Origin of the sequence: Kangiella shandongensis (genome assembly GCF_020005365.1) — a bacterium.
Classification (GTDB): domain Bacteria; phylum Pseudomonadota; class Gammaproteobacteria; order Enterobacterales; family Kangiellaceae; genus Kangiella; species Kangiella shandongensis.
The window spans coordinates 78,588-103,731 of record NZ_JACNML010000007.1; the positions used below are offsets into that span (position 1 = coordinate 78,588).

Below are 25,144 nucleotides of genomic sequence, written 5' to 3' on the forward strand. Positions count from 1 at the left end.
AGCAACTCGAGGCTTTAAAATAGAGAGCGTGCTTCGGTAATCACCGCTCTCTGTATAACATCAAAGCAGCTCATAAGATACGGTTTATCGTGGATTGTCATCCTGAGTCCATTCGGCAGCGTAACTTCTTGATTTGCATCTAAACCCTAAAAGGCATTACTCTCTTAATAAAGCACCTGTTGCTGATAATCGAGAAAGGATGAGGTAATGTCGGATATAGCGGAGTTTCTGTTAGCAGTTGGCGGTTTGCTGTTACTGGGACTGGTCACTGACTTTCTGGGTAAGCGAACTTTCCTACCACGAGTTACTTTACTTTTAATTTTTGGCATTATTGCTGGTGATGAGGTTCTGGCTGTTATTCCAGACAGTATTCATGATCGCTTCGAATTGATTACCAATATGGCGCTGCTGATGGTCGGTTTCTTGCTCGGCGGCAAACTGACGGTGGATTCTTTACGTCAGGACGGGCGCCAGCTGATGTGGATCTCTTTATCGGCAGCGCTCGGCGTTGTTCTGATTGTTACCGTTATTTTATTATTGTTTGGCTTCCCGATATCGATTGCGTTGCTGTTAGGTTGTATCGCATCGGCGACAGCTCCCGCGGGGACCATGGCTACCGTTCTTGAGGCGAAGAGTCAGTCGCCTTTTTCAAAACTGCTATTAGCAATCGTGGCGATAGACGACGCCTGGGCCTTGATTCTTTTCAGTTTTGGTCTGGCTGTTACTTCGATTCTAAACGGTGGTGATAACGGCAGCCTGTATCTGTTGGAAGCGGGTTATGAGACCGGCGGAGCCTTGTTGTTAGGCGTGGTGATAGGTTTACCCGCGTCCTATTTTACCGGACGTCTTAACCCTGGTGAGCCGATGTTAACCGAAGCACTGGGGCTGGTATTTATCTGTGGCGGACTGGCGCTGTGGCTGGAGGTCTCTTTCCTCATTGCGGCCATGACGATGGGAGCCATGATTACGAATTTAGCGAAGCATCACGAATATCCCTTTCATGAGATTGAGAATGTCGAGTGGCCGTTTATGGTGGTGTTCTTTCTATTGGCGGGAGCATCGCTCGAGATCAGTTCGTTAACAGGGATCGGCCTGCTTGGTGGACTTTATATACTCGCCAGGGTTATCGGCAAGTTTGCCGGGGCCTGGCTTGGTGCAACGATTTCCAGAGCCGATAATAAAACACGGCGCTGGATGGGTTTCGCGTTACTACCACAGGCCGGGGTTGCAATTGGCATGGCGCTGCTGGCGGCTAATGAGTACCCGCAATACCAGCAAACTATCCTTTCCATCATTATCGGTACTACCGTTATTTTTGAGGTAATTGGTCCTATTTGCACACGAATCGCCTTAAGACGCACCGAATAGCTTTGCTTGCTGTTACCTTTACCCATCATCCCTTATATGTTTTCTGACGGCGCCAGTTCAGTGTTTTAACGCCGCACATACTTATAGTGCGGCAGGGTAAGCGAGCTATAACGGTAAAGGGTCAAAGCAATCACGTTAGTCCTCGTTAAAGCACATAAACATGGTTTCAGAAAAGGCCTTTGCCGTATTTTCAGCAATTCATTTGTGGCAACTCCAACCAGTCATTTTTGCATTGCTTTACACCGACTCTAACGCTGAAATTTACGACTAAAAGCGTATACTGATAATTAGTGCAAGGGTTGCACTAAAGCAAATGAATGGATATACAAGGAGTGTTCACTATGGAAAACTTTAATCCCAATCAAGTTAGCTTTAAACAAGGCAGCGAAAACTTACAGCAGTTTCTGAAAAAAGCTAAGGTCGATATCCACGAACAAATTTTAACGTCTCGAGACAGACTTTCTGAAAGGTTGAAGGAAGCGATGCAGATCAAAAACGTGCCTCGGGGCTTTAAAAAATGGCAGTTACCATTCCTTATGGAGCCAACTCAAATTTTTATGACTCAAGCCGATCCGGGTGCTAAAGTTGGACGTCATGCTCACGAAGAGGGTGATGGCCTGCGATTCATCACCCAAGGCTCTATTATTTATGAAGGTAAAGAGTTGACTGCCGGAGACTGGATGTTTATCCCCGCGGGTAAAGACTATGAGTTCGAAGTCGGCCCGCATGGTGCCATTATGGGCTACTGCTATTGTTGTAGTTGTGCCGGAGCCAAGGACATTTTTGATCCGGAAATTGTTTATACCCCTCGACACTAAGTAATCCTCTAGTACTAAGGCCGCAAACCAGCGGCCTTTTTTAATGTCTAAGCCACATTGTTGCAACTTCATCTTATAGTCAAATAAAAATTGTGTTGTTGAAATAGCTTTATTGCTACTAACATGCTTGTTTGATTTAATACTTAGCAATATTAAAAAGTAAAATACCTATAGCATGGAAATAAACTATTTAAATTTAGGCTTGTTAATTCTCACTGCTGTATTAGTGGGTGTGATAGTTCAACAAGTGGCTACACGATTTTTTTCTGCGACAAAGCAAACAGGCAAGGTCTTATACTCTTTATCTTTTACTGCTACCTGTTTTGTTTTCTTCATAGCAGAAGGTCCCCAAGCATTAATTCAGTAGTGATTTACCATTATTACGTATTATCTCTTTATGGCTTCCATCACGAAGACGCTATGGGTCATAGTTGAGTGAAGGTGCCAGCCATTGCTCTGCATGTTCCAACGTCCAGCCTTTGCGTTTGGCGTAATCTTCCACTTGATCCTTTTCAATTTTACCCGTACCAAAGTATTTTGCTTCGGGATGGGAAAAATACCAGCCAGAAACAGCGGCCGTTGGGTACATGGCGAAGTGTTCGGTAATGTTTAGCCCGATGGTTTCATCCGGTTTTAACATCTCCCACAAGGTTCCTTTCTCGGTATGATCGGGGCAGGCTGGGTAACCGGGAGCGGGGCGGATACCTTGGTACTTTTCTGAGATTAATGCTTCATTATCGAGATCTTCTGTTTTGGCATAGCCCCAGTATTCTTTCCGTACTAGCTCGTGCATTTTCTCCGCGAAGGCTTCTGCCAGGCGATCGGCAAGTGATTTCAACAAAATTGCGTTGTAATCATCATGGGCGTTTTCAAAGCGCTCCACATGTTGATCAATACCGATACCCGCGGTAACTGCAAAAGCACCGATGTAGTCATTAAGTTGGGTTTCTTTTGGCGCTATAAAGTCGGATAGGCAGTGGTTAAACTTCCCCTTGCGTGTTTGTTTTTGTTGACGAAGGTGATGCAGTTTATAGGAAATAGCACTCCTGTTTTCATCAGCATAGACTTCAACATCATCGCCTTTGGAGTTGGCAGGAAAGAAGCCGATAACAGCGCGTGCGGTTAGCCATTTTTCATCGATGATGGTTTTTAGCATGGCCTGCGCGTCTTCATAAAGCCTGGTTGCGGTTTCACCAACAACCTCATCGTTTAAAATCTTTGGGAATTTCCCTGCCAGTTGCCATGAGCGGAAGAAGGGCGTCCAGTCGATTCTTTCGAGCAGGTTCTCAAGCGGGTAATCATCAAAGACTTTTGTACCCAAAAAACTTGGCTTAACAATATCATTCGCGTTCCATTCAATGTTTACTGTATGCTCCCGGGCACTTTGCAATGAAGCCAGGGACTTTTTGTTCATGCGTTGCTCGCGTTGCACACGAAGTTTTTCATACTCGTCTTTGTTCTCTTTGACAAAGTCATCTTTGTCACCACCGAGCAGTTTGCTGGCAACACCGACCACTCGCGAGGCATCGGCGACATACAGTGTGGCGTGATCGTATTGTGGTTCAATTTTTACTGCCGTATGTATTTTTGAAGTGGTAGCCCCACCGATCAGTAGCGGCAGATCCAAACCGCGGCGTTGCATTTCTTTGGCAACATGGGTCATTTCTTCGAGCGATGGTGTGATCAGGCCTGATAAACCGATGATGTCGCAGTTTTCTTTGATTGCTGTATCCAGAATTTTATCGCAAGGCACCATGACGCCGAGATCGATCACTTCGTAGCCATTACATTGCAGGACAACACCGACAATATTTTTTCCAATATCATGCACATCGCCTTTGACTGTAGCCATGACGATTTTCCCTTTCGGCTTGTCGGCGAGGTTCAGGCGTTTCTTTTCTTCCTCCATAAATGGCATCAGGTAAGCAACGGCTTTTTTCATGACACGAGCGGACTTGACCACCTGTGGCAGAAACATTTTGCCTGAGCCAAATAGGTCACCGACTACATTCATGCCGTCCATCAAAGGACCTTCAATCACATGCAGCGGTCGTTCAAACCCTTGACGAGACTCTTCGACATCCGCTTCAATAAATTCAGTAATGCCTTTTACCAGTGAATGCTCAAGACGCTTATTTACCTCCCAGCTGCGCCATTCTAAATCTTTCTTTGGGTTATGTGTGGAGGCGTCGGCTCGATACTTTTCTGCAATTTCAAGCAAGGTATCAGTGGCATCATCTTTTCGGTTTAACACCACATCCTCTACTGCATCACGAAGCTCCTGCGGGACCTCACTGTACACTTCGAGCTGCCCGGCATTGACGATCCCCATATCCATACCGGCGTTAATGGCATGGTAAAGGAATACGGCATGGATGGCTTCGCGGACTTTATTGTTACCGCGGAAGGAGAAAGACACATTGGATACGCCGCCTGAAATCATGGCGTGGGGTAAGTTTTGTTTAATCCACCCGGTAGCTTCAATAAAGTCCACGGCATAGTTATTATGCTCTTCGATGCCGGTGGCAATGGCGAAAATATTGGGGTCGAAAATAATATCTCTGGGATCAAAGCCAACGTCTTCCGTCAGAATCTTATAGGCACGCTCACAAATTTCAGTTTTCCGTTCAAAGGTATCTGCCTGGCCTTGTTCGTCGAAGGCCATAACGATCACTGCTGCACCGTAGCGCTGAACCAGTCTGGCCTGTTCGACAAAGGTCTCTTCGCCTTCTTTTAAAGAGATCGAGTTGACGATGCCTTTGCCCTGAATGCATTTCAATCCTGTCTCGATCACCTCCCACTTGGAAGAGTCGAGCATGACCGGCACGCGGCTGATGTCGGGCTCTGATGCGATTAAGTTTAAAAAGCGCTGTATCGCAGCTTTCGAGTCCAACATGGCTTCGTCCATGTTGATGTCGATGATCTGTGCGCCGCTTTCTACCTGTTGTAATGCGACTTCAATGGCGGTTTCGTAATCATCCTCTTTGATTAAACGCAAAAAGCGTGCTGAACCTGTGACGTTTGTTCTTTCGCCAACGTTTATAAATAAACTGTCATCATCAATCGTTAACGGCTCCAAGCCAGATAAACGACATTTATGTTCCTGTGCCAAAGGCTGACGTGGCTTTTTAGCTTCGACTAATTGACTGAAATGAGCAATATGTTTGGGTGTAGTGCCACAGCAGCCGCCAATAATATTGATCATACCTTCGTCGACCCATTGCAGCATTTCCTGGCCCATGTCCTGTGGTGTTTCATCGTAGCCGCCGAATTCATTGGGTAGTCCAGCATTGGGGTGGGCAGAGACGTTAAATTCACTGATACGATGGAGTTCACTGATGTAGGAGCGCAAGTCTTTAGGACCAAGTGCGCAATTTAGACCGATGGATATTGGGTTGGCATGGCGTACCGAGTTATAAAAAGCTTGTGTAGTCTGCCCCGTCAGGGTTCTACCGGAGGCATCGGTTATCGTGCCTGAAATCATGATAGGCAATTCAACGTCATGATCATCGAAGTATTTTTTGACGGCGTAAATTGCCGCTTTGGCGTTCAGGGTATCGAAAATAGTTTCAATCAGTAGTAGGTCAGCGCCACCTTTGATTAGTGCTTCGGTTGATTCATAATAGGCATCGGCCAGTTGATCAAAACTGATGTTTCGGAAGCCTGGATCGTTAACGTCAGGAGAGATGCTGCAAGTACGGTTCGTTGGCCCGAGTACTCCAGCGACAAAGCGCGGTTTTTCTGCCGTGGAGTATTTTTCAGCGGCTTCTTTTGCCAGTCGTGCTGACTCGAAGTTAATTTCTGCTGATAACTCCTCCATATCATAATCGGCCATGGCGATACGGGTGGCGTTGAAGGTATTGGTCTCAATAATGTCAGAACCGGCCTCGAGGTATTCCTGGTGAATGTCCTTAATGATTTGTGGCTGGGTTAAACTCAGTAGGTCATTATTACCTTTAATGTCGCTGTGCCAGTCTGCAAAACGTTGACCACGATAATCTTCTTCTTCCAATTTATATTGCTGGATCATGGTACCCATGGCGCCATCCAGCACCAGAATCTTTTCTTTAAGTAATTCTCTAATTGAAGTTCTTGTCGTCATTGCAGTCGCCAAACTATTATTTATGCCGAGTCATAGCTTTAAGCAGCACATGTTATAACTATGATGTATATGCAAACTGCTTAAAGATGTATAGACGTCTAAATATCTTGTGGCTATAATACCATCAGCTTGGGGAAGGGTGAACCACTTTATGGTTATTTTGCCGTAAATGATTAAACTTCCGCATCATTGTATATGTGATGATTATTGGCTAATAAGGTTCTCTTTCAGATTAATCGGGAAACCAGTGAAAAGCTGGTACTGCCCCCGCAACGGTAAACAAGAAGGTTATTTCATGAGCCACTGAACCTCAAAGGTTTGGGAAGGAGAAATAACCCATGCTTGTGAGTCCGGAGACCGGCCTTGTTAGTAACGAAACAGAACGGTGGGCTCTGTTGATATTTACAATGATTATTTTTGGGAATGCCCGCTAGGATGAAAGAGATCTAGCAATGACACAACAATTACCAGCCAGCAAATCACTAACCGCAACTTTGGTGGCTACCGCTCTGGCGACTAACGCACCTTTAACGGTTGCCAGCGAAACAGCAGGGGCGGATGACAATACTGTGATTATTACCGCCTCACGTTTTAAGGAAAAGGTGGCGAGACTACCTACCAGTATTACGGTTGTCTCAAAAGAAGATATTGAGCGCAGCAATACGACACAGCTTGCACAGCTGTTACGCAATGTTGCAGGTATTCAGCTGTCTTCCGCAAGCGGTAAAACGATCGTCAGTATGCGTGGTATTTCTGCGGAGCAGGCGAGCAATAATGTACTTATTCAGGTGGATGGCCGTCGCCTTAATTATACCGATATTGCGGCTCCTGATTTGGAGTCAGTTTTAGTCTCAGATATTGAGCGCATTGAAATTATTCGTGGCGCAGCCAGTTCGCTCTACGGCGATCAGGCGGTGGCTGGGGTGATTAATATTATTACCCGAAGCGGTAGCTCCAAGGAGTCTAATGCCAACCTTATTGTGGGTAGTTTTGGTACGCTGCAAGGCAATGTTAACCTGAGTCACGAGCTAAGTCCTGAGTGGTCCATGTTATTCAGTGCTAATTATCTGGAAACGGATAATTACCGCGATCATAATGAACGAGAGCAGCAACAACTGGCTTTAAAATTTAATTACCTGACTGAGCGTTCGGACTGGTTATTCGAGATCGGCAAAAATGATGAAGATTTGCAGACTCCAGGAGCCTTGGTAGAAACTGATTTGTCACAGCCGACACAGTCTCGCCCTGAATTTGCTAACGATTATGTGGATACTAAGCAGGATGTACTTCGGATCTTTGGGCAGGAAACGATCGACGCCAACTGGCAGTATGCACTCGATATCAATTATCTGGATTCGGATATAGAAAGCATCAACAGCTTTCTTAATTTCCCGACGACGACAATCAATACCACCGATCGCAAGCAATGGAGTATATATCCGCGCATCAAGGGACAGTTTATAACCGACAGTGGCAGTATTGAATGGACCAGTGGGGTCGACTTTGATCATGCTGAATATGACTTTTCGCTTTTGGGCAGAAGTAATGAGCAGGTTATCAAGAGCCTTTATTCACAGCTCCTGATACCTATTTCGACTCATACGGATATGGAGCTGGCGTGGCGTTATGCTCGTGTCGAAGATGACCTGGTAGATTTAACGGTATATCCGCAGGGAATCAAACTTAAAAACTCGGCGCATGCTTATGATATTGGTTTTACTCGACACTTTTCGGAGCATACCAAGGGTTATCTGCGTTACAGTCAGAATTATCGGTTTGCCAAAGTCGATGAGCAGGCCTATACCCCTGAGAATGTCTTTGGGTTGGAGCCACAAACCGGGGATTCTATTGAGCTGGGGTGGGAGCTGTTACTTGATGATGGGCTTGTCAGCGTTTCGGCCTATCAGTTAGAGCTGGATAATGAAATCTTTTTTGATCCGGGTGCAACACCGCCCTCGGGGGCCCTGTTTCCAGGCGCTAATGTAAATGGTGGCCGCTCGGAGCGTTTAGGCTTAATGCTGGATTATGAGGTGGAGCTGAACCCTCTGCTGAAGGCCGGCGCTAATTACCATTATGTGGATGCTGAAGTAAAACCATATGGTGTAGCGGCGGAAAAAAGTACGGTGCCTGGCGTCTCAAAGCATACGGTTAACGCCTGGTTTGATTATCAGCTGAATTCTTCTACTAACTGGCATTTCGAAGCGAATTATCGAGGTGACCGTTACCAGGAAGGCGATTTGGCGAACAGCTTCCCTAAAATTGATAGTTATGTCCTGTTCAATTCAGCAGTTAATTGGCATTGGCAGGAGTTCACCTTGGGCCTTCGTATCGATAACTTGTTGGATGAAGAGTATATTGATTATGCCCAGTTTAATGGCTACTACCCGGCTGCTGGCCGCTATGGCTATGTTAAACTGAGCTATCGTTTCTAAAACAGGTAAACCAGATGACAGAACGTTTAACACGGATCACCACCAAAAAAGGTGACGCTGGAGAAACCAGTATTGCTTCAGGCGAGCAGTTAAGCAAAGCCTCCCTGCGCATTAACGCCATTGGTGAGGTGGATGAGTTAAACGCAGCGCTTGGCCTGCTAGTTGCCTCACTGGATGCTGTACACCAGGCGGATAACGAGCTGGTAGGGCAGGTTTACCAGTTCTGCCGTGATGTTCAGAATGAACTGTTTAACGTCGGAGGAGAGCTGGCATTGCCGCAACAGCACTTTGTGTCCGAAGAGGGCGTAGCCCATGTTGATGCATTCATTACGAAGCATAATACGCAGCTGCCGCCGCTCAAAGAGTTTGTTATTCCGGGGCAAAACCTGCCATCGGCGCATGCGCATATGGTCCGCTGTATCGCGCGACGGGCTGAAAGAAGTGTGGTACAGCTGCATCAGGAAGAGGGAGTTTCAAGTCAGCTGTTAAGCTATCTGAATCGTCTGTCGGATGCCTTCTTCATTGTGGCACGTCTGCTTGGGCGTCTCGACTCACAGAATGAACCGCAGTGGCGGCGTTAAGGGGAAAATGATGAATAGAATTCAAGTGAAAACACTGAGCCTGATCGCGATGATTGTCGCGATAGGTTTGTATCGACTGTTTCCGCATCCGTTTAATGTCACGCCGGTGATGGCGATGGGATTATTTGCCGGTACCTATTTTGATAAGAGGTGGATGGCTTTTGTTATCCCGCTGGTTTCAATGTTTATCGCTGATATCTTTCTCGGTTTTCATAACACACTGTTATTTGTTTATGGTGCGATAGTGCTGGCGGTATCTATTGGTTTTTTATTGCGACGCTCGGTGTCGCCACTGAAAGTTATCGCGGCGTCGGTTGCAGGCTCCGTCATATTTTTTACCGTTTCAAACTTTGGCGTCTGGTTGGTCAACGATTATTATCCTCCTACCTGGGAAGGCTTAATGACTTGCTACACCATGGCAATCCCATTTTTTCAGCGAACTTTATTAGGCGATTTGCTATTTAATGGAGTCTTGTTTGTCAGTTATTGGTATTTTGCAAAGTCTTATAGAGCATTAAAAGTAGCTAGTTAGCCTGATAGACTAATTAGCTACTTGTTTTTCACTAAGAGTTGCTAGGTGGTTTATTCATGACTTGAGGATCGCAATTAATTAGATTGTTGAGTTTGGTATCTTCAACCAATATCGAAAGACTGATTAGACGCTTTTTACTATTCTTATTAGTAAAGCTGACACAGCGTCCATCAGAGCTGATTGCAATATCCTTAAATTGTTTTTCAGAACTAGAGAAAAAAATATCTTTTATGGCATAGTGCTTCGGGGTCTCATCTGACAGACTAAACGTTATCGGACAGTCATGTTCTTCAATTAACAGTATGGACGGGTCATAGCTATAAAAGTATTTTCCCCGGTTGGAGTTGCCATTAACACCAACGTAAACCACGGTAAGTTCTGTTTTCATATTATTTCCTTCTTTTAGGTGGGTTAAGGTTATTGATATATTCTAAATGCCGCTGTCCTGAACAGGGAGCAGTACTCTTTGTCTCCAGGTAATCGCTTAACAGGCAATACGGTAACATATATGCTATTGATTTATTATTTGCAGTCAGTCCTCTATATTCTTCAAGGGCTTTATTGAGTAATGTTTCTGCCTGCTCCTGCTTTTTTGACTTTGTGTCCATCTCGCCTAAACGCAAAAGATTTAAGCCATACAGGTGCTTCATACTTTTACTGCTACTGTTATTACGTACATAATCCAGACTTTTATTAAAGTAATATCGAGCACTTTGCTCATGGTTTAACTGTTGGTGATAACGACCCAGTTCATAGTTGATTTTAGCGGAGTAAAGTGTGGCGACATCTGTTTTTTGCCCCTTTGTCAGGGAGTTAAGTAAGCTTAAAGCTTCTTCATACTGTATCGTGGCCTTGTCAAATTTTTGCTGTAGTCGAAATATCGTTCCTAAGTGAATCATTGAAAATACCATAGATTCTTTATATTCAATGTTACTGGGGTCAAAAGTGATGAGCTTTTTTAGTAATAGCTTAGACTCGTTGATATGATGTAATGAACTATTGTAATTAGATAATAAATATTCAAGCTCAGCTAAATTTTGGTGAGCTGCCGCTTTATAATATTGGTAGTTTTTCTGGCTCTGAACCTTTTTAGGTAGTTTGGATAGAGTCTGTAATTGGTTTGAGTATTGCTGCTTACTGTTGAAAGTGTCTCCCATATCTTTATAAACTCGTGCGATCCAGGATAGCGTGTCTAAATATTCTATCTGGACATTCTGGTCGAGCTCTTTACTAAGGAACAGTTTTTTCAGTTTCGCTGATTTCTTAAAATGCGGGAGTGCTTCTTGGGCTTTTCCTGAATATAAGCTTATGGTTCCAAGGTTATTATGAGCATAAGAGAGTTCTTTCAAGTATTCTTTATTGGTCGGTTCCTGGTTATATAAGGTATGTGCCAGGTTATAGTATTGCTGCCAATGTTTCTGGGCATTGGAATAATTGTTCTCCAGGTATTCTAAATAGCCAATCCAGTAATAAGTTTGACCTAAGTGCATCTTTGCTCTGGTAGAACCATGGTTGATTGAAATGACTTGTTTAAGTGTCGTCTCTGTTTTGTTAAATAAAGACCTGGCCTTATCAAACCTCCCCTGCTGGCTATAGACTTCACCAAGAAGCTTTTGGGCTAATGCGACATGAAACTTTGCAGTTGAGTCTGATATTTTAGTTTGATTATAGTAGTTGAGGATTTTAGTCCCGACATTTGCCAGTAGATCCAGTTTGCCCACTGGTACCAACTCCTTTTTCAATTCTTGATTCATGAATGAAATCAAGTTTTCTGCACTGGCTCGAGCTGACTTTTGCTGAAGCCGAGCATCATTAGCAATAAATAGAGCTGCTAGTGATATCAGAGAAAGACTGGTGATAAAAGCAATCATAACATTTTTGTACCATTTTTTTCTGGAAATAACGTTAATCGACTTTTCAATATATTCTTGTGTTTCTTCAGCTAGTTTATGTGAGTTTTTCATCAGGTATCTCGCCTCTTCCAAAGCTTTTCCCTGTCCCAGCAACCACTCATCCCCCTTGTTATGCTTCAACCATAATTCGCAGTTAGTTGTAATATGTTCTTCAGCGATAAGGTTGCTGTAATTGGTAGTTATCCATCTCTGAGAAAGGTTCCACTTGTGAATAAGGCTTTTTCTATAAAATCGAACAGAAACTTGATTATGTTGTATATTGCACACTAATAATTTTTGCTCTATGAGCTTATGAATCACTTGCAACATTTCACCAGAGTCGATGTGGTTTAGGTTTAAGCTCTTGATTGCGATATGAAACTGACCATCAAACTTTACAGTAATGAGGTGAGAGAGTAGTTGGTAAATGACATCTTTTGAGTCTGTTAGCTGTTCCAGAAGCGGTAGTCCACAGGGTTGTAGAAGATTAGGTTCCTTTTGTTTTATTTTGATGTATGAGTGATGACTTATGCTGTTGTTCTCTTTATATAGTAACAGGCGATGCAAAATTTCCTGTAATCGCTTTAAATCTAGATTATTTTTTAATACGTCATTAACTAATCTATCGGTAAGGGATGTATTGGTTCTATGGTCATAACCAAGACTTAACCCTGATAGTTTGGCAGGTTCATGTATTATCTGATGCAGTTCTGTTCTGTTGGGACTTTTTAATTCATACCTATGACTATTAGCAAGCGCAGAATATTTCCCAGAGTAATGTATTGCATGGAAATCTTTGTAGTTTATGGATAGTAGTACAGGAGTTGTATTGCTACTGATGAGGTTTTCCAGCTTATTAAGAAATGGCGGATTGTTGATTGCCGCGGATATCGGCAATAGTTTTGTGAAGTCAATATGATCGATACAGATGATAAACGAGCCGGCTGCCTTAGAATCAACCTGGGCAAGAAATGCATTAAAGGCGTGGGCCAGGTTACTATCATTGACTTCGTCACCATCGAATACCAGAAGTTCTATACCGGTATTGAGAAGTTTTGATCTGATTCCTGCATGTATCAGGGAGGTTTTGCCTTGAGAGCTATCCCCTATCAGTAAGGTGTTTCTCTGAGGCCAATGGCTATTAGTATTAGGTTGGGTTAAATATCCGCAGAGCTGCTGTATATCATAGTCACGGCCAAAGAATAAATGAGACTCATCAATATTAAATGCTCTGGGTCCTGGATAAGGGGCTACTGTGTCGCTTAACTGTGGGGCGCTTTCTGATAAGTGTTGGACGGCTGCAACAAGCTTATATCCACGCTTAGGGATGGTTTGTATATATTGCGGGTCTTTTGACTTATCACCGAGTGACTTTCTTAAATTAGCAATACTTTTATGAAGAGGATTGTCGCTTAAAAACTGATTCGGCCAGCATCGATCAATGATAATACTTGATGGAACAACATCTCCGGCTTTTTCAATTAAGCACAATAACACATCCATATTTTTGGGTTCTATGGTGAGTTGTTTTGCCTGATTTGTTGCATATATGAATTTATTAGTATCAGGCTGAACAAGCCAGTCTCCTATCTGGATCATTTTCTTTCCCATTGTATTCCTCAGAAGTGTTTGTTTTAGATGAAAGTAACTACTAGCAAGCCCAGTTAACCGGTTGTTTTTAAAGGGTTATTTTGTCTTCAGGTTTCCTCCAGCTTTCTCCAGTATTCCGGAAGGACTTTTGTTCTCCAATGTTGCATAACTTGATCAAGTTTTACGTGCAGTAGCGCAAAAATAATGAATGCAAAAATGACTTAAGATTTAAGGGAGTAAGAGATGATTAATTTAAAGCAGCTAGTATCAGTTATTCAGAAAAGTGCAATATCAGCCTCAGCAGAAGTAGCTAAGAAGAATTTAGAAATCCTGGATGATTTTTTTGAGCATGCAGAAGATGGTACTGAAATTGATGACCTTGCCAAGTCAGCTATATCTGCTATTTCTGAGTTGGATAGTCAGAACGAAGAAGAAGAACAAAAAATTAAAGACATTCTAAACAGTTTATCTGACGCACTGAAAAAGTCAGGCCATAGTAACAGCGGTGCTCTAATTCCTAGGTGTGTTGATATTGGCTATCCGAATATCACTTCTGAAGGCGGGGAGTCACATAATGTGAGGGTGCCATTACTAAGCCTTGTTCCACTCAATTCAATTCAATTGTCAAAGCTGAAGTTTACTACAGACCTGGCTCTCAGCGTTGTTGATGATGAGTTACAGATTTCCTTCCCCGAACAAAAGAAAGCGGGTTTGCTAAAAAAATCTAAAGAATCTGATAACGCTGATTCTCATCACGCCACTCTGGAAGTCGTTATTGACTGTATAGAGCCTCCACAAGGTTTGAAGAAGCTTGTGGAAGGTTACGACCGAGCACTAAGAGCCCAGATCCCTGGATAGCCAGAGCTGGGTTAATTTTGCAACACACTTTAACTTAAATAGAAAATATAAGGAGATACATTATGCCTAGTGCACAACCACCATTAGTTGGAATGGCAGAGCAATTTACAGGGCTGCCAATGGGAGACTTGATTGGAGCGCCGTTAATGGCAGCTGCTAAAGCGAATTCAGCGATGGCAGCAACCCAGACCAAGTTTCTATTAGATACTTGTTTCGCTAAGGAGGAGACATCTGATGGTAAAGAAAATTATAAGCCAGTTCTCATTAAGATGACGTTAACAAGAGGTGTCTTGGTTCCTGTAGACCCTGATAAGCCCGAGCAAGAACCTAAAATCGAACAGGTAGAAACAACTTTCGACCTGCCATTATTGACTGTATTACCTCTTAATTCATTGGCCGTTGATGATGTGTCAATTGGGTTTGATATGGAAGTTAAGTCAAGCTTTAGTGAGTCTACAAATGAGAAAACAGAGGAAGCTTTAAGTGCAAAGTCCAGTTTTTCAACTAAAGTCGGCTATGGCGTTTTCTCTGCTGAAGTGACTGGCAGCGTAAGTTATGACAGCAGTAGTTCTTCCTCTCATGATACACACTATGAGAAAAGTAATTCGGCGCAATACAGCGTTAAAGTCCATGCCGGACAAATCCAATTACCAAAAGGAGTAACCACCATTATCACAGCCTTTACCAACAGCATTTCTCCAATTGAAATGCCGACAGCTGCCTAATTGAGGTCTAACCGACTAAGGTCATTTTCGGATGGCCTTAGTCACAACTATAAAGGAGTTCACTATGTTAACCCAAATAAACTGCCCTAACTGCCAAAGTCCGATCCCAATAGATTTAAAGGGGCTTGTAGGAGGGGAGTCATTTCATTGCAAATGCTGCCAGGCCAAATTGTCCTTATCTGAGGACAGTACTGATGTTGTTTCATCCGCTGTCACTTCTTTTGAGAAAGTCGCTCAGCAGGCTAAAGGATAGTCATATTTTAAGTAAGGAGGTTATTTATGAATATTGAGATTGGAACTATCGATCTAGGCGCGGTCGGATTTAAAGCAGCTAAATACCGAGAGTGGGATGCCAATACCTACATGCAAGGTGCCACTAATGATTCTGACTGGGCAGGGCTTTACATTGCTAACAATGAAGCTGTGTGCTGTGGTTATTTACCCGATTACGCCGATCGGAGTGGAAATGGGACTGGTTATATCCATAAAGTACGCTTGGCACAGGATATGCCTATAATCAGCTGTTTTGATGAGTCTTTTAAAAGAGGTAATGTTGATATTCCTGCTTTAAAAAAAGCGCTGCGGGATAAGGGCGTTACTGTTCAGAACACAGATTACCTGATGCCTAAATTAGGTCAGTTGGGTTATGTTTTTCGGTGTTACAACAACGAAGATAGTGAGATTGAGTTAATCATTCCTAATCTACTCGCGGATACTGTAGAAATGGAAGCTGTGCAGGAGTGCGCAATAAAAAGCTATGAAGTACAGAGATGCGTATCGCTTTAGTTGATTAAGATGTAAAAAAACAGGAGAATTATTATGCCTTGGAATAATAAGTGTATATGGGGAACCCCGGAGGGTTTTACCGATGCTGCTGCCTTAGGTGCAGTGAATGACGCAGATTTCTCACAGTCAATATTTGTAGTTACCCACAATAACAAAGGAACACGTTCAGCTTACACCTACTATGACTTCGGTGGGTACAGGTTGTGTGTGGTTGCCCATATTCATATTAAAAATGGAAAATTTGTAGCTCCCGGTCACTCCTATATCTGTGGTTGGGAGAATTGGTCAATGACAACGCCTGATGATGTTTGTCGTGTGATTGAGGGGCTTCACGATGAAGGGACCTTTCCTGAAGATGAGCGCTACCCACATCAATTATCGTCTAATTGTTGACACTAAACGTATGCATCGACTTGTTTACTTAATGTGAAATGAGTCGATGGCCAGAAACTCTTTTACTGGTACCAGGGTTATCTTTAAAACAAGTTCTTTGGAATGATTTGTTTGGATAACCCACTTTTGTTCAATCTGGTTATTGGCTGATTGTGTTGTTTCAAGCTTCGCTGACTGTAACTCCTGATATTCCTCGGTTATTTTGCGACGCAATGTTAGAAATCGCTCCGCACTTATTTCTTCAGCGCAACCGTCTGTAAAATAGCGCCAAATTAATGAGTAATTACCTAAATTCAATGCTCTGATCAAGTCGTTGACAATGCCCTGTGTGATTTTTGTACACTGTTCTTCAGTGAGATTACTCAATTCCAGATGTGTCATAAGTTTTAACAGACTTTTGCAGTTTGCCCTGCAAAATCATAGTGATTTCTCTATAATTAGGCCAAATTGAAATCTACAACGCGCTAAGCGAAAAGTCTAGTTTATGATTCATTACGAGATCCATCCGGTCAATCCAGAGGCTCATCTATTTGAAGTCAAACTTCACCTGGATCCCGTCAAAAACGAGGCTGGCCAAAAGTTATACCTTCCAAACTGGATCCCGGGCAGCTATATGATCCGGGACTTTGCTAAACATATTCAGTGGATAAAAGCTGAATCTGCATCGGGTGAGCTGCAGTTGCAACGGCTCGACAAGTCGTCCTGGCTGTTACCGGCTTCGCAAGAGAAGCTGGTCGTGACCTATCAGGTCTATGCCTGGGATTTGTCGGTGCGCGGCGCCCATCTCGACCAAACTCACGGCTTTTTTAACGGTACCTGTATGTTTCTTGCTGTGGATGGAAGGGAAGGTGAAACCTGCTCTCTCGACATCAGTCGTCCTGATGGAAAGGACTATGTTCACTGGCGACTGGCAACCGGGCTGAAGCCAGTCGAGGGTACCGAAGAGTTTGCTTTTGGTCGCTATCAGGCCGCCGATTATGATGAGCTTATCGACTGTCCGGTTGAAATGGCCGACTTTCATTTGATCAGCTTTGAAGCCTGCGACATTCCTCATCATATGGTGTTAACCGGTCGTCATCGGGTCGATAGTGAGCGGCTGGCTTCGGATCTGAAAAAGATTTGTGAGCATCATATTCGGTTTTTCGGCGAACCGGCGCCGATGGACCGTTATCTTTTTATGACCTATGTTCTCGGTGATGGCTTTGGTGGTCTAGAACACCGTAATTCGACGGCTTTGCACTGTAGTCGACGGGATTTACCGTTGGAGACGGACGATACACATAAAGTTAAGGACAGCTACCAGACGTTTCTCGATTTGTGTTCCCACGAGTATTTTCATACGTGGAATGTCAAGCGCATTAAGCCGGCCGAGTTCCTGCCTTATGATATGCAGAGTGAAAGTTACACTGAGCTGTTATGGGCTTTTGAAGGCATTACATCCTACTATGATAATCTGGCATTAGCGCAAACGGCGTCGATCAGTGCTGAGGAGTACCTGACACGACTGGCTAAAACTTTGACCTCGGTACGACGCTCAAAGGGACGCATGATTCAGACCGTCACCGACTCGAGTTTTGATGCCTGGACGAAGTTTTATAAACAGGATGAAAATGCACCTAATGCAGTGGTTAGCTATTATACTAAAGGCGCGGAAGTGGCTTTGTGTCTGGACTTGCTGATTCGTCAGAAAACGGACTGGGAGAAATCCCTGAAAGACATCATGCGACGTTTATGGATAGAATACGGTAAAGCACAGCAGGGCGTTGAAAACGATACCATTCAAAGTCTTGTATTAGAGGAAGTTCCTGAGTCGGCATGTCAGGAGATCAAGGACTTTTTCCAACTGGCTTTGTATAGTACAGAGCAGTTACCGACAGTGTCGTTGCTACAGTCCGTGGGGCTAGAGTTTAAGTGTTTGCCGCGCCAGGAGCGTAATGATCGGGGCGAGTTTAAGAAGGAACTTCCACAGTATAAGGAACTGGCCGCTTTAGGTATTGAATTTAAGTCTAAAGCAACGGGTATTCTGGTAAAAAATGTCTATGCCGATGGCGCAGCAGGCAAGGCCGGAGTTGCTGCTGGCGATCAGTTGATTGCCTTGAATGGGTTAAAAATTGCGGCAGATGATTTTGATAGCCATATACAACAGATCCCAGTTGGTGAAACCATTACCCTGTCCGGATTTCGAAGAGATGAACTGATGGAATTTGAGGTGGTATTAGAAGCTGCGGAATGTGATACTGCCTATATCACTTATGCTGAGAACTTTGACGATAAGAAGAGTTGCTTTAACTCTTGGTTAAATATTCATAATTCTGGAACACAATCATAATGAAAATAGTTACATTCAACATTAATAGTATTCGTACTAGGGTCCACCAAATTGAAGCGTTGGTAGAGAACCATGATCCGGATATTATCTGTATTCAGGAAACCAAAGTACATGACGATATGTTCCCTTTCGACTTGTACGAACACCTGGGGTACCACATTGAAATTCATGGCGGTAAAGCTCATTATGGAGTGGCGACCTTCAGTAAGGAAAAGCCATTAACAGTAGAAAAAGGCTTTCCCAATGAGCCTGAAGATGCGCAGCGTCGCATGATCATTACCAGCTACCAGTATGGTGATGAAACGATTAAAGTCTTAAATGGTTACTTCCCGCAAGGTGAAAATCGGGAGCACCCAACTAAATTTCCTTACAAGAAGCAGTTTTATGAAAACTTGCAGATGTATCTGGAAAATCAGGATGGAGAAAACAGCCGTACTATCGTCCTTGGCGATATTAATGTGTCGCAGCTTGATATTGATATCGGTATTGGCGAGCAAAATCGTAAGCGTTGGCTGCGTGAAGGTAAGTGTAGCTTCTTACCGGAAGAGCGCGAATGGGTTCAGCGCATGTTAAGTACGGGGTTGTATGATACTTACCGTACGATAAATCCGGACAAAGACGATAAATTCAGCTGGTTTGACTATCGGAGTCGTGGGTTCCAGCGTGAGCCGAAGCGTGGGTTGAGAATTGATTCTATTTTTGCCTGTGACTGGCTTAATCAACGTGCGGTGGCTTCGGATATTGATTATGATATACGCTCTATGGAGCGTCCATCGGATCACGCACCAGTATGGACGGAGTTTGATTTAGATAGATAGCCTCAAAACTGGAGAGGGAGTTTGTTATGACGAAGAGCTGGAAATGGTTCAAACGAGTTCTGTGGGTATTATTAAGCCTTTTCGTTTTACTGTTTCTAGCCGTTTCCGTTCTGGTCTATCTGGTTAACTCAGAAGCTTATCTGGAAGGCTATATTAGCGATAATTTCGGCCTTAAGGCGGATATTGGCGAGTTAGACGTATCGCTCTTCAGTGGAACCATTAACGTTAGCTCCAGTGTTATTGGCCCTAAGGATAAGCCCTATATACAGTTCGATAGCCTTAAAGGTGAGCTTGATTACAGCGAGCTCTGGTCAAGCCGTCTGACGGTGGAAAGGGTTGAACTGACCAATACTAAGCTACGTTACCCCTTTGAATTTCAGCTTAAAGAATCGGATGAACCCGAGTCAGAAGATTCGTCGCTGCTTTTTGACTTTATTAACGTCACCGCCATCGATATCAATAATTTTGATTTTATTTATGAGGATGGCGTTAGCCTTGTTATAAAGAATGCCAATGTTCAGATCCTTGATTTACCTGTCGCTGAGGAAGGTTTCTTATTATTTGGAGATCTGGAACGACTGGTTAAAGCCAGTAAAACTCGAGTGGATGCATCAATTGGTTCTCTAAGTTCAGACAAAAGCCAATTAAACCAATTAGAGCTGCATGCATTTGTAGATAAAGAGCAGTTGATCATTGAAAGTTTAAAGTCTGGTCACTCGAATTTAATGATCGACTTACTGGACCATTCAGCAACCAGTTCAGCGCCAGCAACAGTGGCTCAAGCTGACAGCGAGCCGCTGCAACTGCCATTTAACGATGTGATGATTAAACATATTGCGCTTGGCAAAACCAATCTGGCGATTAAAGATAAAGAGCCGCTTTCGATAAAAAATATTGAGGCTTCATTTAACGAGTTGTTACTGGTCAAAGACAAGCAGGCGTTATGGCTCGACTGGCCACAGTTTTACCAGAGCCAAAACAGTCGCTTTGAGCTGCGCACTGACGTTATGGAATCGTCAGTGCTGGGCTATCAAGTTCTGGAGCTTAAAGGCCGGCTGAAGGAGAGCACTTTTACTTTCCCTGAACTGCATATAAAACAGCCGACAGTAACTGTGCAGTCAAGTACTGCTGAAAGCTCATCACCAGAAACTTCTGCCCCCGCAATTTTTCTGCCGTTTAAACGTGCGGTATTAAAAAATGGTACGATTGAACAGGCTTCATTCGAATACACTCAGGGAGAAGAGCATCATCAGGTTCAGGGGGTGAATATTGAGCTGTCCGAACTCCCTTTAATTCGAAACAATAAGCCAATCTTCGATGATAATAAACTCGACGTTGGGCAAACGCTCGCTACGATTCAGCTTGAGAATGCCAGTTATAACGGTAACTTTGGCCAGATTGAGCAAGTCGCTTCCCATCTTTCGTTACAGGGTGCTGATTTATCGGTAAAAACATTGGCTTTGATGGACCCGGTAATTCGTTATCGGTTGCCCGACTCACCAGCTGTTGAAGAAACGGCAAGCGCTTCGGAAGCGACGCCATTTGCTTTGAATAGCATTCAGTTGGAGCAGCTAGCTGTATCAGGCGCTGGTTTCGAGGTCACGCAAGATGACTCAACTTATGCGGGGACAGGGGTAAATATTGACCTTAGGACTGTCCCTGTGTATGCCGGCTCACAGTGGGTGATTGCACAACCCAATCAATGGCAGGGTAAGACAGAGTTAGAGTTGGAAGCTGCTACCATAACTCTTCCTCAGGGTCGCCTACAGGGGATAACGGCTGCATCATCGATAGAAAATCAAACCATACTGGTTCATGGTCTTGCTCTACAGCAGGCCGATTTAGCCGTGGTAGCAAAGGACGAAGTACAGTCCGCTGAGGCGCAGGATCAACCTTTGCCGATAGACACCGTTGAGTTGCAGGGCATTGATTTAAACAATATTAGCTTTACTTATCAGCAACAGGAAGAGCAGTACAGTATCAGCAATGCAGACATACGGTTACAAAGTTTACCGTTAATTCGTAATGGCCAGCTCTTAAGTCAACCTGCTGACTTTATGCAGTCAGGTTCGAACCAGCTTAGTTTCAACATAGCAAGTATCACGATACCACAGGGCACTATTCGAGGGTTAAGTACGCAAGGGGTACTACGACAGCGAGATTTGAGTCTGGATCACTTCATCACTGAGTCGGCCGAATTTAAACTGACGCTGCCTAAAGCTGTTGCCGATGACACTTCTTCGGATGAAGGGGCTGTGGCGAAAACTCAATCTGAGACAGAAGCTTTCATACTGAGAACGTTTAAAGTCGCAGATTTAAAGTTGCAAAATACGAATGCTGAAGTTACTCAGCAGACAGAAGAGGGTGAGGTTCAAACTCGGGTTAACAATCTATATTTAGGTGCTACTGAGTTAATGCTGGTGAAAAATAACCAAACCATTGACCAGTGGTATGGCTCACAGTTGGAAAATGCGTTTTCACTGATAGCCTTAAATGTTGAGCATGTTCAGCAAAAACAAAACGACATTCGCGACTTGACGGTAACAGCCGTTCAAAGCAACCAGAATATTCGCGTCAAACCTTTACGTCTGACCTACAACGAAGCGCCTTTAAGCGCTGAGTGGAATATTGATTTAAGCCAGCAGCCTTATCACTCAACTTACGTTTCGACCTTTAACGATCTGGCGCTGGAAAAACTCATTGAACCAGCCGATGAAAAAAGCGCCGCTTTATCAGGTCAGCTCGATGGGGATATCAACCTTGAATTCGACGGCTTAGAGCCAGAGAGTATTCTGTCGAGTCTGCAAGGTTCGATTTTAGTGGAAAACCAGACATTGGTGACCTTGCATCGCCTCAACGTTAATGAAGTGCTACGCAGCTTCCTCGACAGTCAAAGTTTTGGTCTGCTGGATATTGGCGGTTTCCTGCTGGCTGGCCCGGTTGGGTTACTGGCATCGCAGGGTGTCAGTCTGCAGGATACCTTGAGCCAGCTTGGTGCCGATAGAGGTGATACTTTAATCCCTAATATGCACGTTGATATGACGCTTGATCAGGGCGTGCTGCAAACTAAAGATGTTGCGGTAGCGACGGAAAAATATCGTTTTGCTTTTAACGGTCAAATCGACCTGGGTAAGCAAGAGTTTAATGATTTTGAATTCGACATCATTAACGAAAAAGGCTGTAGCGAATACGGACAAACCTTAAACGGTAGTTTGGCTTCTCCTGAGATTGAAACCTTTACTGCGGCATTTGACGCGGTCACCGGTTCGGTGGTGGGCTTATTTAAGCAAGGCGTTGGCTTATTAACTGGCGGCGCCTGTTCGTCGGTTTATGATGGCGAGGTGCCTCACCCTGAGGAGGGCGTTGAGATCATTCCGAAAGATAAACAGCGCACTTTCAATGAAGAGGGAGAGGAAAGCGGTAGCGAAGACTCCACTAATGAAACTGAAAATGATGAGGGCGTTTAGGCGTTAGCGATAGCACCTTTATTCACACCTTCAAAAGCTTTTACCACTATTTGAGCATTCGGCTCAATCTGTCTGAGTTGTTTTGCAATATGATTAGCAATTAGCTCAACAGTAGAATCACTTTTCATCAGGTGACACCGTTTTTTAGGCAGCTCCAGTGAGAAGTACCCCTGCTCGCTGGTGTAAGCAAAGCGATAGTAATCGTTCGGGTTTTCTACTTCAGTACTCACCAGATCTTCTTCGGTACCGATATAAATATCTTCCCACTTTTCACACCATAGCGCTTCCAGTTCCTGACTACGCTCGCCATTTTTGAATATATGGATTTGTGAGCGATGACCGTGGGCAATGCGCTGACAGTCACCCAGATGCTTTTTCAGGCCGTGTACATAATGATAATAATCGCCCTCGATCGATTCGGTGCTCAATTTAAGATGGATCTTAGCGACATTGCCTGGCACAACCTCTAAACAGGCTTTATTGAGTACCTTGGTTACTGCTTCCATGGACACTTCCGGGGATTCAAGTAAGACTACGGCCTGTTCAGGAGACTGGTGGTAATAACGGTTACTGGAGGTGTCGGACAGGGTTAAGTGCAGTCCTTTATCATTACGTTCAAATGACACATGCTCGCTCTGTGTGGGTACGACAAACTTATGATCGACAGAGGCATCGATGGCTTGCTTGATACGCTTTTTGACATCGCCAAAGTCGAAAACCATGCCCTGTTCATCGAGCTCACCCTCGAGAATCAAGTCAACAATCCAGCTTTCCCCAACAATTCCCCGGTGAACATCGAAGAAGGCGAAATCAATGACGGTAAGTTGATCAACAAAAAGTGCTGGCATAATGTTTCACGAAGATGAGTCGTTTGCGTTTAATCTTAAGCTAAATTATAGCATAATCAGTGCAAACTCTAATGAAGATTTTAAGCATGACACAAAAATATGATTTGTATGCCCTGGGTAATGCCCTGGTCGATATCGAAGTCGAAGTTCAGGAGACTGAGCTGGAGCGTCTGGGCGTTGAAAAGGGCGTGATGACGCTGGTGGATGAAGAGCGTCATGATTATCTGTTAGGTCACTTAGAAGGTAATATTCACCAACGGGCTTCTGGCGGCTCGGCTGCCAACAGCGTGATTGCGCTGGCCCAACTAGGAGGCAAGGCCTTTCATTCATGCAAGGTGGCTAAAGATGAAGCGGGCGTCTTTTATTCCGATGACTTAAATAATGCGGGTGTCGCAAATACGCTTCAGCATCTGGAAGATAACCACGGTAAGACCGGCAAGTGTCTGGTCATGATCACGCCGGATGCCGATCGCACTATGAATACTTATCTGGGGATCAGCAGCGAGCTGAAAGAGCAGGACGTTAATTATGATGCTTTAGCAGCTAGCCAGTATTTATATATTGAAGGTTATTTAGTCAGCTCCCCGGAAGCTCACCAGGCTGCAATCAAGGCGCGTAACTTTGCGCGTGAGGAAGGCGTCAAAGTGGCGACGACATTGTCCGATCCGAACATGGTTCGCTTTTTCAAACCCGAGATCGAGCAGGTTTTAGATGGCGGGGTGGATTTGTTATTCTGTAATGACGATGAAGCGCTGGAATACACTGGGGTTGAGACTGTTGAAAGAGCGCTTGAGGTGTTATCGCAACAGGCCAAACAAGTGATTATTACTCAGGGTAAACAGGGGGCTCTGAGTTTTAACGGTGAGCAGAACCACCGGATCGAACCTTTTAACGTTAAGGCCGTGGATACTAATGGCGCGGGTGATATGTTTGCTGGCGCCTTTATGTTTGGCTTAACTAATGGCCTGAACTGGGCGGAAACGGGCAAGCTCGCCAGCTTTGCATCCGCTCACTTAGTCACCCAGTTTGGCCCGCGCTTAAAGCCCACTGCGGTTGATGAGTTGGTACAGTTTGCACAGAAGGAATTTAACCTGAAGTCATGAAATCGATTTGGATTATGCGACATGGCGACGCTCCTTATATTAATGGGGAGCGTCAAATATCCGATGCGGGGCATCAACAGGTCGCACAGATGGCTCATTGGTTTGCTGAACAGCTGAAGCAGCAAGATGACATTCTGAGTACCTTATTGGTTAGTCCCATACTACGGGCGCAGCAAACGGCCGATACCTTCGAGAAAACGCTAAAAGAAGTGATGGGGGGGCGTTGGAGCCGGGAAACTGAGCCGCTGGTCGCTCCAGACGCTAATGCCGATATTACGATTCCCTATGTTGAGCAAACTACCAACGGCACAACCGTCTTGATTAGTCATATGCCATTAGTTTCTAATCTCTGGGCTTCTTGGCTAGGCGGTGAGTCCCAGTATTTTCCAACGGCAGCGATGGGTTGCCTCTCCATTGATCCTGATAATGCTTCTCAAACGGGTAAAAAAATTATTTTCCACAGTCCTGAGTAAGTCGTTGATACAATGTAAATAACGTTATC

At 44.2% G+C, this 25,144-nt stretch carries 19 protein-coding genes and 1 riboswitch; of the genes, 14 read left to right on the plus strand and 5 right to left on the minus strand.

Going from position 1 to position 25,144, the window contains the following annotated elements:
- Nucleotides 1-207 precede the first annotated feature (207 nt).
- On the plus strand, nucleotides 208-1,368 hold the full coding sequence (locus tag H7708_RS09205; protein WP_223670398.1) for a cation:proton antiporter: 1,161 nt from the start codon (nucleotides 208-210) through the stop codon (nucleotides 1,366-1,368).
- 341 nt (nucleotides 1,369-1,709) lie between these two features.
- Nucleotides 1,710-2,186: a cupin domain-containing protein gene (locus tag H7708_RS09210; protein ID WP_223670400.1), complete on the plus strand. Its 477-nt coding sequence runs from the start codon at nucleotides 1,710-1,712 to the stop codon at nucleotides 2,184-2,186.
- 418 nt (nucleotides 2,187-2,604) lie between these two features.
- Here H7708_RS09210 and metH read toward each other — a convergent pair whose 3' ends face one another.
- The gene (gene metH, locus H7708_RS09215; RefSeq protein WP_223670402.1) at nucleotides 2,605-6,288 is read right to left on the minus strand and encodes a methionine synthase; all 3,684 of its coding nucleotides are present in this window, start codon (nucleotides 6,286-6,288) and stop codon (nucleotides 2,605-2,607) included.
- Between the two features lie 200 nt (nucleotides 6,289-6,488).
- A riboswitch (cobalamin riboswitch) is annotated at nucleotides 6,489-6,668 on the plus strand.
- Between the two features lie 72 nt (nucleotides 6,669-6,740).
- On the opposite strand from metH, the gene H7708_RS09220 reads away from it, so the two are divergent.
- From H7708_RS09220 to H7708_RS09230, 3 genes are read left to right on the plus strand one after another with little or no spacing between them, the layout of a single operon-like run.
- Complete coding sequence (locus tag H7708_RS09220) at nucleotides 6,741-8,720, plus strand: TonB-dependent receptor (protein WP_223670404.1); 1,980 nt, start codon at nucleotides 6,741-6,743, stop codon at nucleotides 8,718-8,720.
- A 14-nt stretch (nucleotides 8,721-8,734) separates the two neighbouring features.
- Nucleotides 8,735-9,301: a cob(I)yrinic acid a,c-diamide adenosyltransferase gene (locus H7708_RS09225; RefSeq protein WP_223670406.1), complete on the plus strand. Its 567-nt coding sequence runs from the start codon at nucleotides 8,735-8,737 to the stop codon at nucleotides 9,299-9,301.
- Between the two features lie 10 nt (nucleotides 9,302-9,311).
- Nucleotides 9,312-9,833: a DUF6580 family putative transport protein gene (locus H7708_RS09230; protein WP_223670408.1), complete on the plus strand. Its 522-nt coding sequence runs from the start codon at nucleotides 9,312-9,314 to the stop codon at nucleotides 9,831-9,833.
- A 31-nt stretch (nucleotides 9,834-9,864) separates the two neighbouring features.
- On the opposite strand, the gene H7708_RS09235 is transcribed toward H7708_RS09230, so the two are convergent.
- Both H7708_RS09235 and H7708_RS09240 read right to left on the minus strand, forming a co-directional pair.
- On the minus strand, nucleotides 9,865-10,221 hold the full coding sequence (locus H7708_RS09235; RefSeq protein WP_223670410.1) for a hypothetical protein: 357 nt from the start codon (nucleotides 10,219-10,221) through the stop codon (nucleotides 9,865-9,867).
- Between the two features lies 1 nt (nucleotide 10,222).
- A complete protein-coding gene (locus tag H7708_RS09240; RefSeq protein WP_223670412.1) occupies nucleotides 10,223-13,336 on the minus strand; it encodes an nSTAND1 domain-containing NTPase in 3,114 nt (1,037 codons plus the stop codon).
- A gap of 222 nt (nucleotides 13,337-13,558) precedes the next feature.
- On the opposite strand from H7708_RS09240, the gene H7708_RS09245 reads away from it, so the two are divergent.
- From H7708_RS09245 to H7708_RS09260, 4 genes are all read left to right on the plus strand, one after another.
- Nucleotides 13,559-14,173 (plus strand): DUF2589 domain-containing protein, encoded by a 615-nt coding sequence (locus H7708_RS09245; protein WP_223670413.1) that lies wholly within the window; start codon nucleotides 13,559-13,561, stop codon nucleotides 14,171-14,173.
- Between the two features lie 62 nt (nucleotides 14,174-14,235).
- Complete coding sequence (locus H7708_RS09250) at nucleotides 14,236-14,898, plus strand: DUF2589 domain-containing protein (RefSeq protein WP_223670414.1); 663 nt, start codon at nucleotides 14,236-14,238, stop codon at nucleotides 14,896-14,898.
- 279 nt (nucleotides 14,899-15,177) lie between these two features.
- On the plus strand, nucleotides 15,178-15,684 hold the full coding sequence (locus H7708_RS09255; protein WP_223670416.1) for a hypothetical protein: 507 nt from the start codon (nucleotides 15,178-15,180) through the stop codon (nucleotides 15,682-15,684).
- Between the two features lie 33 nt (nucleotides 15,685-15,717).
- Complete coding sequence (locus tag H7708_RS09260) at nucleotides 15,718-16,077, plus strand: hypothetical protein (RefSeq protein ID WP_223670417.1); 360 nt, start codon at nucleotides 15,718-15,720, stop codon at nucleotides 16,075-16,077.
- 24 nt (nucleotides 16,078-16,101) lie between these two features.
- Here the strand turns inward: H7708_RS09260 and H7708_RS09265 are convergent, their stop codons facing one another.
- Nucleotides 16,102-16,458 (minus strand): hypothetical protein, encoded by a 357-nt coding sequence (locus H7708_RS09265; protein WP_223670419.1) that lies wholly within the window; start codon nucleotides 16,456-16,458, stop codon nucleotides 16,102-16,104.
- A gap of 103 nt (nucleotides 16,459-16,561) precedes the next feature.
- On the opposite strand from H7708_RS09265, the gene H7708_RS09270 reads away from it, so the two are divergent.
- From H7708_RS09270 to H7708_RS09280, 3 genes are read left to right on the plus strand one after another with little or no spacing between them, the layout of a single operon-like run.
- Nucleotides 16,562-18,406 carry a M61 family metallopeptidase gene (locus H7708_RS09270; protein WP_223670420.1) on the plus strand — a complete coding sequence of 615 codons (1,845 nt, stop codon included), beginning with the start codon at nucleotides 16,562-16,564 and terminating at the stop codon, nucleotides 18,404-18,406.
- Nucleotides 18,406-19,224 (plus strand): exodeoxyribonuclease III, encoded by an 819-nt coding sequence (gene xthA, locus H7708_RS09275; protein ID WP_223670425.1) that lies wholly within the window; start codon nucleotides 18,406-18,408, stop codon nucleotides 19,222-19,224. The genes H7708_RS09270 and xthA overlap by 1 nt, the downstream gene beginning before the upstream one ends.
- Before the next feature lie 26 nt (nucleotides 19,225-19,250).
- Nucleotides 19,251-22,691 carry an AsmA family protein gene (locus H7708_RS09280; protein WP_223670427.1) on the plus strand — a complete coding sequence of 1,147 codons (3,441 nt, stop codon included), beginning with the start codon at nucleotides 19,251-19,253 and terminating at the stop codon, nucleotides 22,689-22,691.
- Here H7708_RS09280 and H7708_RS09285 read toward each other — a convergent pair.
- Nucleotides 22,688-23,539: a 6-pyruvoyl trahydropterin synthase family protein gene (locus tag H7708_RS09285; RefSeq protein WP_223670429.1), complete on the minus strand. Its 852-nt coding sequence runs from the start codon at nucleotides 23,537-23,539 to the stop codon at nucleotides 22,688-22,690. The genes H7708_RS09280 and H7708_RS09285 overlap by 4 nt on opposite strands.
- An 86-nt stretch (nucleotides 23,540-23,625) precedes the next feature.
- On the opposite strand from H7708_RS09285, the gene H7708_RS09290 reads away from it, so the two are divergent.
- Entirely contained in the window at nucleotides 23,626-24,642 is a 1,017-nt protein-coding gene (locus tag H7708_RS09290; protein ID WP_223670431.1) for an adenosine kinase, read from the plus strand.
- The gene (locus H7708_RS09295) at nucleotides 24,639-25,115 is read left to right on the plus strand and encodes a SixA phosphatase family protein (RefSeq protein ID WP_223670433.1); all 477 of its coding nucleotides are present in this window, start codon (nucleotides 24,639-24,641) and stop codon (nucleotides 25,113-25,115) included. Before H7708_RS09290 ends, H7708_RS09295 begins: the two co-directional genes overlap by 4 nt.
- Nucleotides 25,116-25,144 lie beyond the last annotated feature (29 nt).

What these genes read in the sequence shown, in the direction of transcription:
- H7708_RS09205 (WP_223670398.1), top strand. Translation starts at nt 208, where the DNA reads ATGTCGGATATAGCGGAGTTTCTGTTAGCAGTTGGCGGTTTGCTGTTA.
- H7708_RS09295 (WP_223670433.1), top strand. Translation starts at nt 24,639, where the DNA reads ATGAAATCGATTTGGATTATGCGACATGGCGACGCTCCTTATATTAAT.
- H7708_RS09285 (WP_223670429.1), bottom strand. Translation starts at nt 23,539, where the DNA reads ATGCCAGCACTTTTTGTTGATCAACTTACCGTCATTGATTTCGCCTTC.
- H7708_RS09220 (WP_223670404.1), top strand. Translation starts at nt 6,741, where the DNA reads ATGACACAACAATTACCAGCCAGCAAATCACTAACCGCAACTTTGGTG.
- H7708_RS09260 (WP_223670417.1), top strand. Translation starts at nt 15,718, where the DNA reads ATGCCTTGGAATAATAAGTGTATATGGGGAACCCCGGAGGGTTTTACC.
- H7708_RS09225 (WP_223670406.1), top strand. Translation starts at nt 8,735, where the DNA reads ATGACAGAACGTTTAACACGGATCACCACCAAAAAAGGTGACGCTGGA.
- H7708_RS09240 (WP_223670412.1), bottom strand. Translation starts at nt 13,336, where the DNA reads ATGGGAAAGAAAATGATCCAGATAGGAGACTGGCTTGTTCAGCCTGAT.
- H7708_RS09245 (WP_223670413.1), top strand. Translation starts at nt 13,559, where the DNA reads ATGATTAATTTAAAGCAGCTAGTATCAGTTATTCAGAAAAGTGCAATA.
- H7708_RS09270 (WP_223670420.1), top strand. Translation starts at nt 16,562, where the DNA reads ATGATTCATTACGAGATCCATCCGGTCAATCCAGAGGCTCATCTATTT.
- H7708_RS09230 (WP_223670408.1), top strand. Translation starts at nt 9,312, where the DNA reads ATGAATAGAATTCAAGTGAAAACACTGAGCCTGATCGCGATGATTGTC.
- H7708_RS09210 (WP_223670400.1), top strand. Translation starts at nt 1,710, where the DNA reads ATGGAAAACTTTAATCCCAATCAAGTTAGCTTTAAACAAGGCAGCGAA.
- H7708_RS09290 (WP_223670431.1), top strand. Translation starts at nt 23,626, where the DNA reads ATGACACAAAAATATGATTTGTATGCCCTGGGTAATGCCCTGGTCGAT.
- metH (WP_223670402.1), bottom strand. Translation starts at nt 6,288, where the DNA reads ATGACGACAAGAACTTCAATTAGAGAATTACTTAAAGAAAAGATTCTG.
- xthA (WP_223670425.1), top strand. Translation starts at nt 18,406, where the DNA reads ATGAAAATAGTTACATTCAACATTAATAGTATTCGTACTAGGGTCCAC.
- H7708_RS09250 (WP_223670414.1), top strand. Translation starts at nt 14,236, where the DNA reads ATGCCTAGTGCACAACCACCATTAGTTGGAATGGCAGAGCAATTTACA.
- H7708_RS09235 (WP_223670410.1), bottom strand. Translation starts at nt 10,221, where the DNA reads ATGAAAACAGAACTTACCGTGGTTTACGTTGGTGTTAATGGCAACTCC.
- H7708_RS09255 (WP_223670416.1), top strand. Translation starts at nt 15,178, where the DNA reads ATGAATATTGAGATTGGAACTATCGATCTAGGCGCGGTCGGATTTAAA.
- H7708_RS09265 (WP_223670419.1), bottom strand. Translation starts at nt 16,458, where the DNA reads ATGACACATCTGGAATTGAGTAATCTCACTGAAGAACAGTGTACAAAA.
- H7708_RS09280 (WP_223670427.1), top strand. Translation starts at nt 19,251, where the DNA reads ATGACGAAGAGCTGGAAATGGTTCAAACGAGTTCTGTGGGTATTATTA.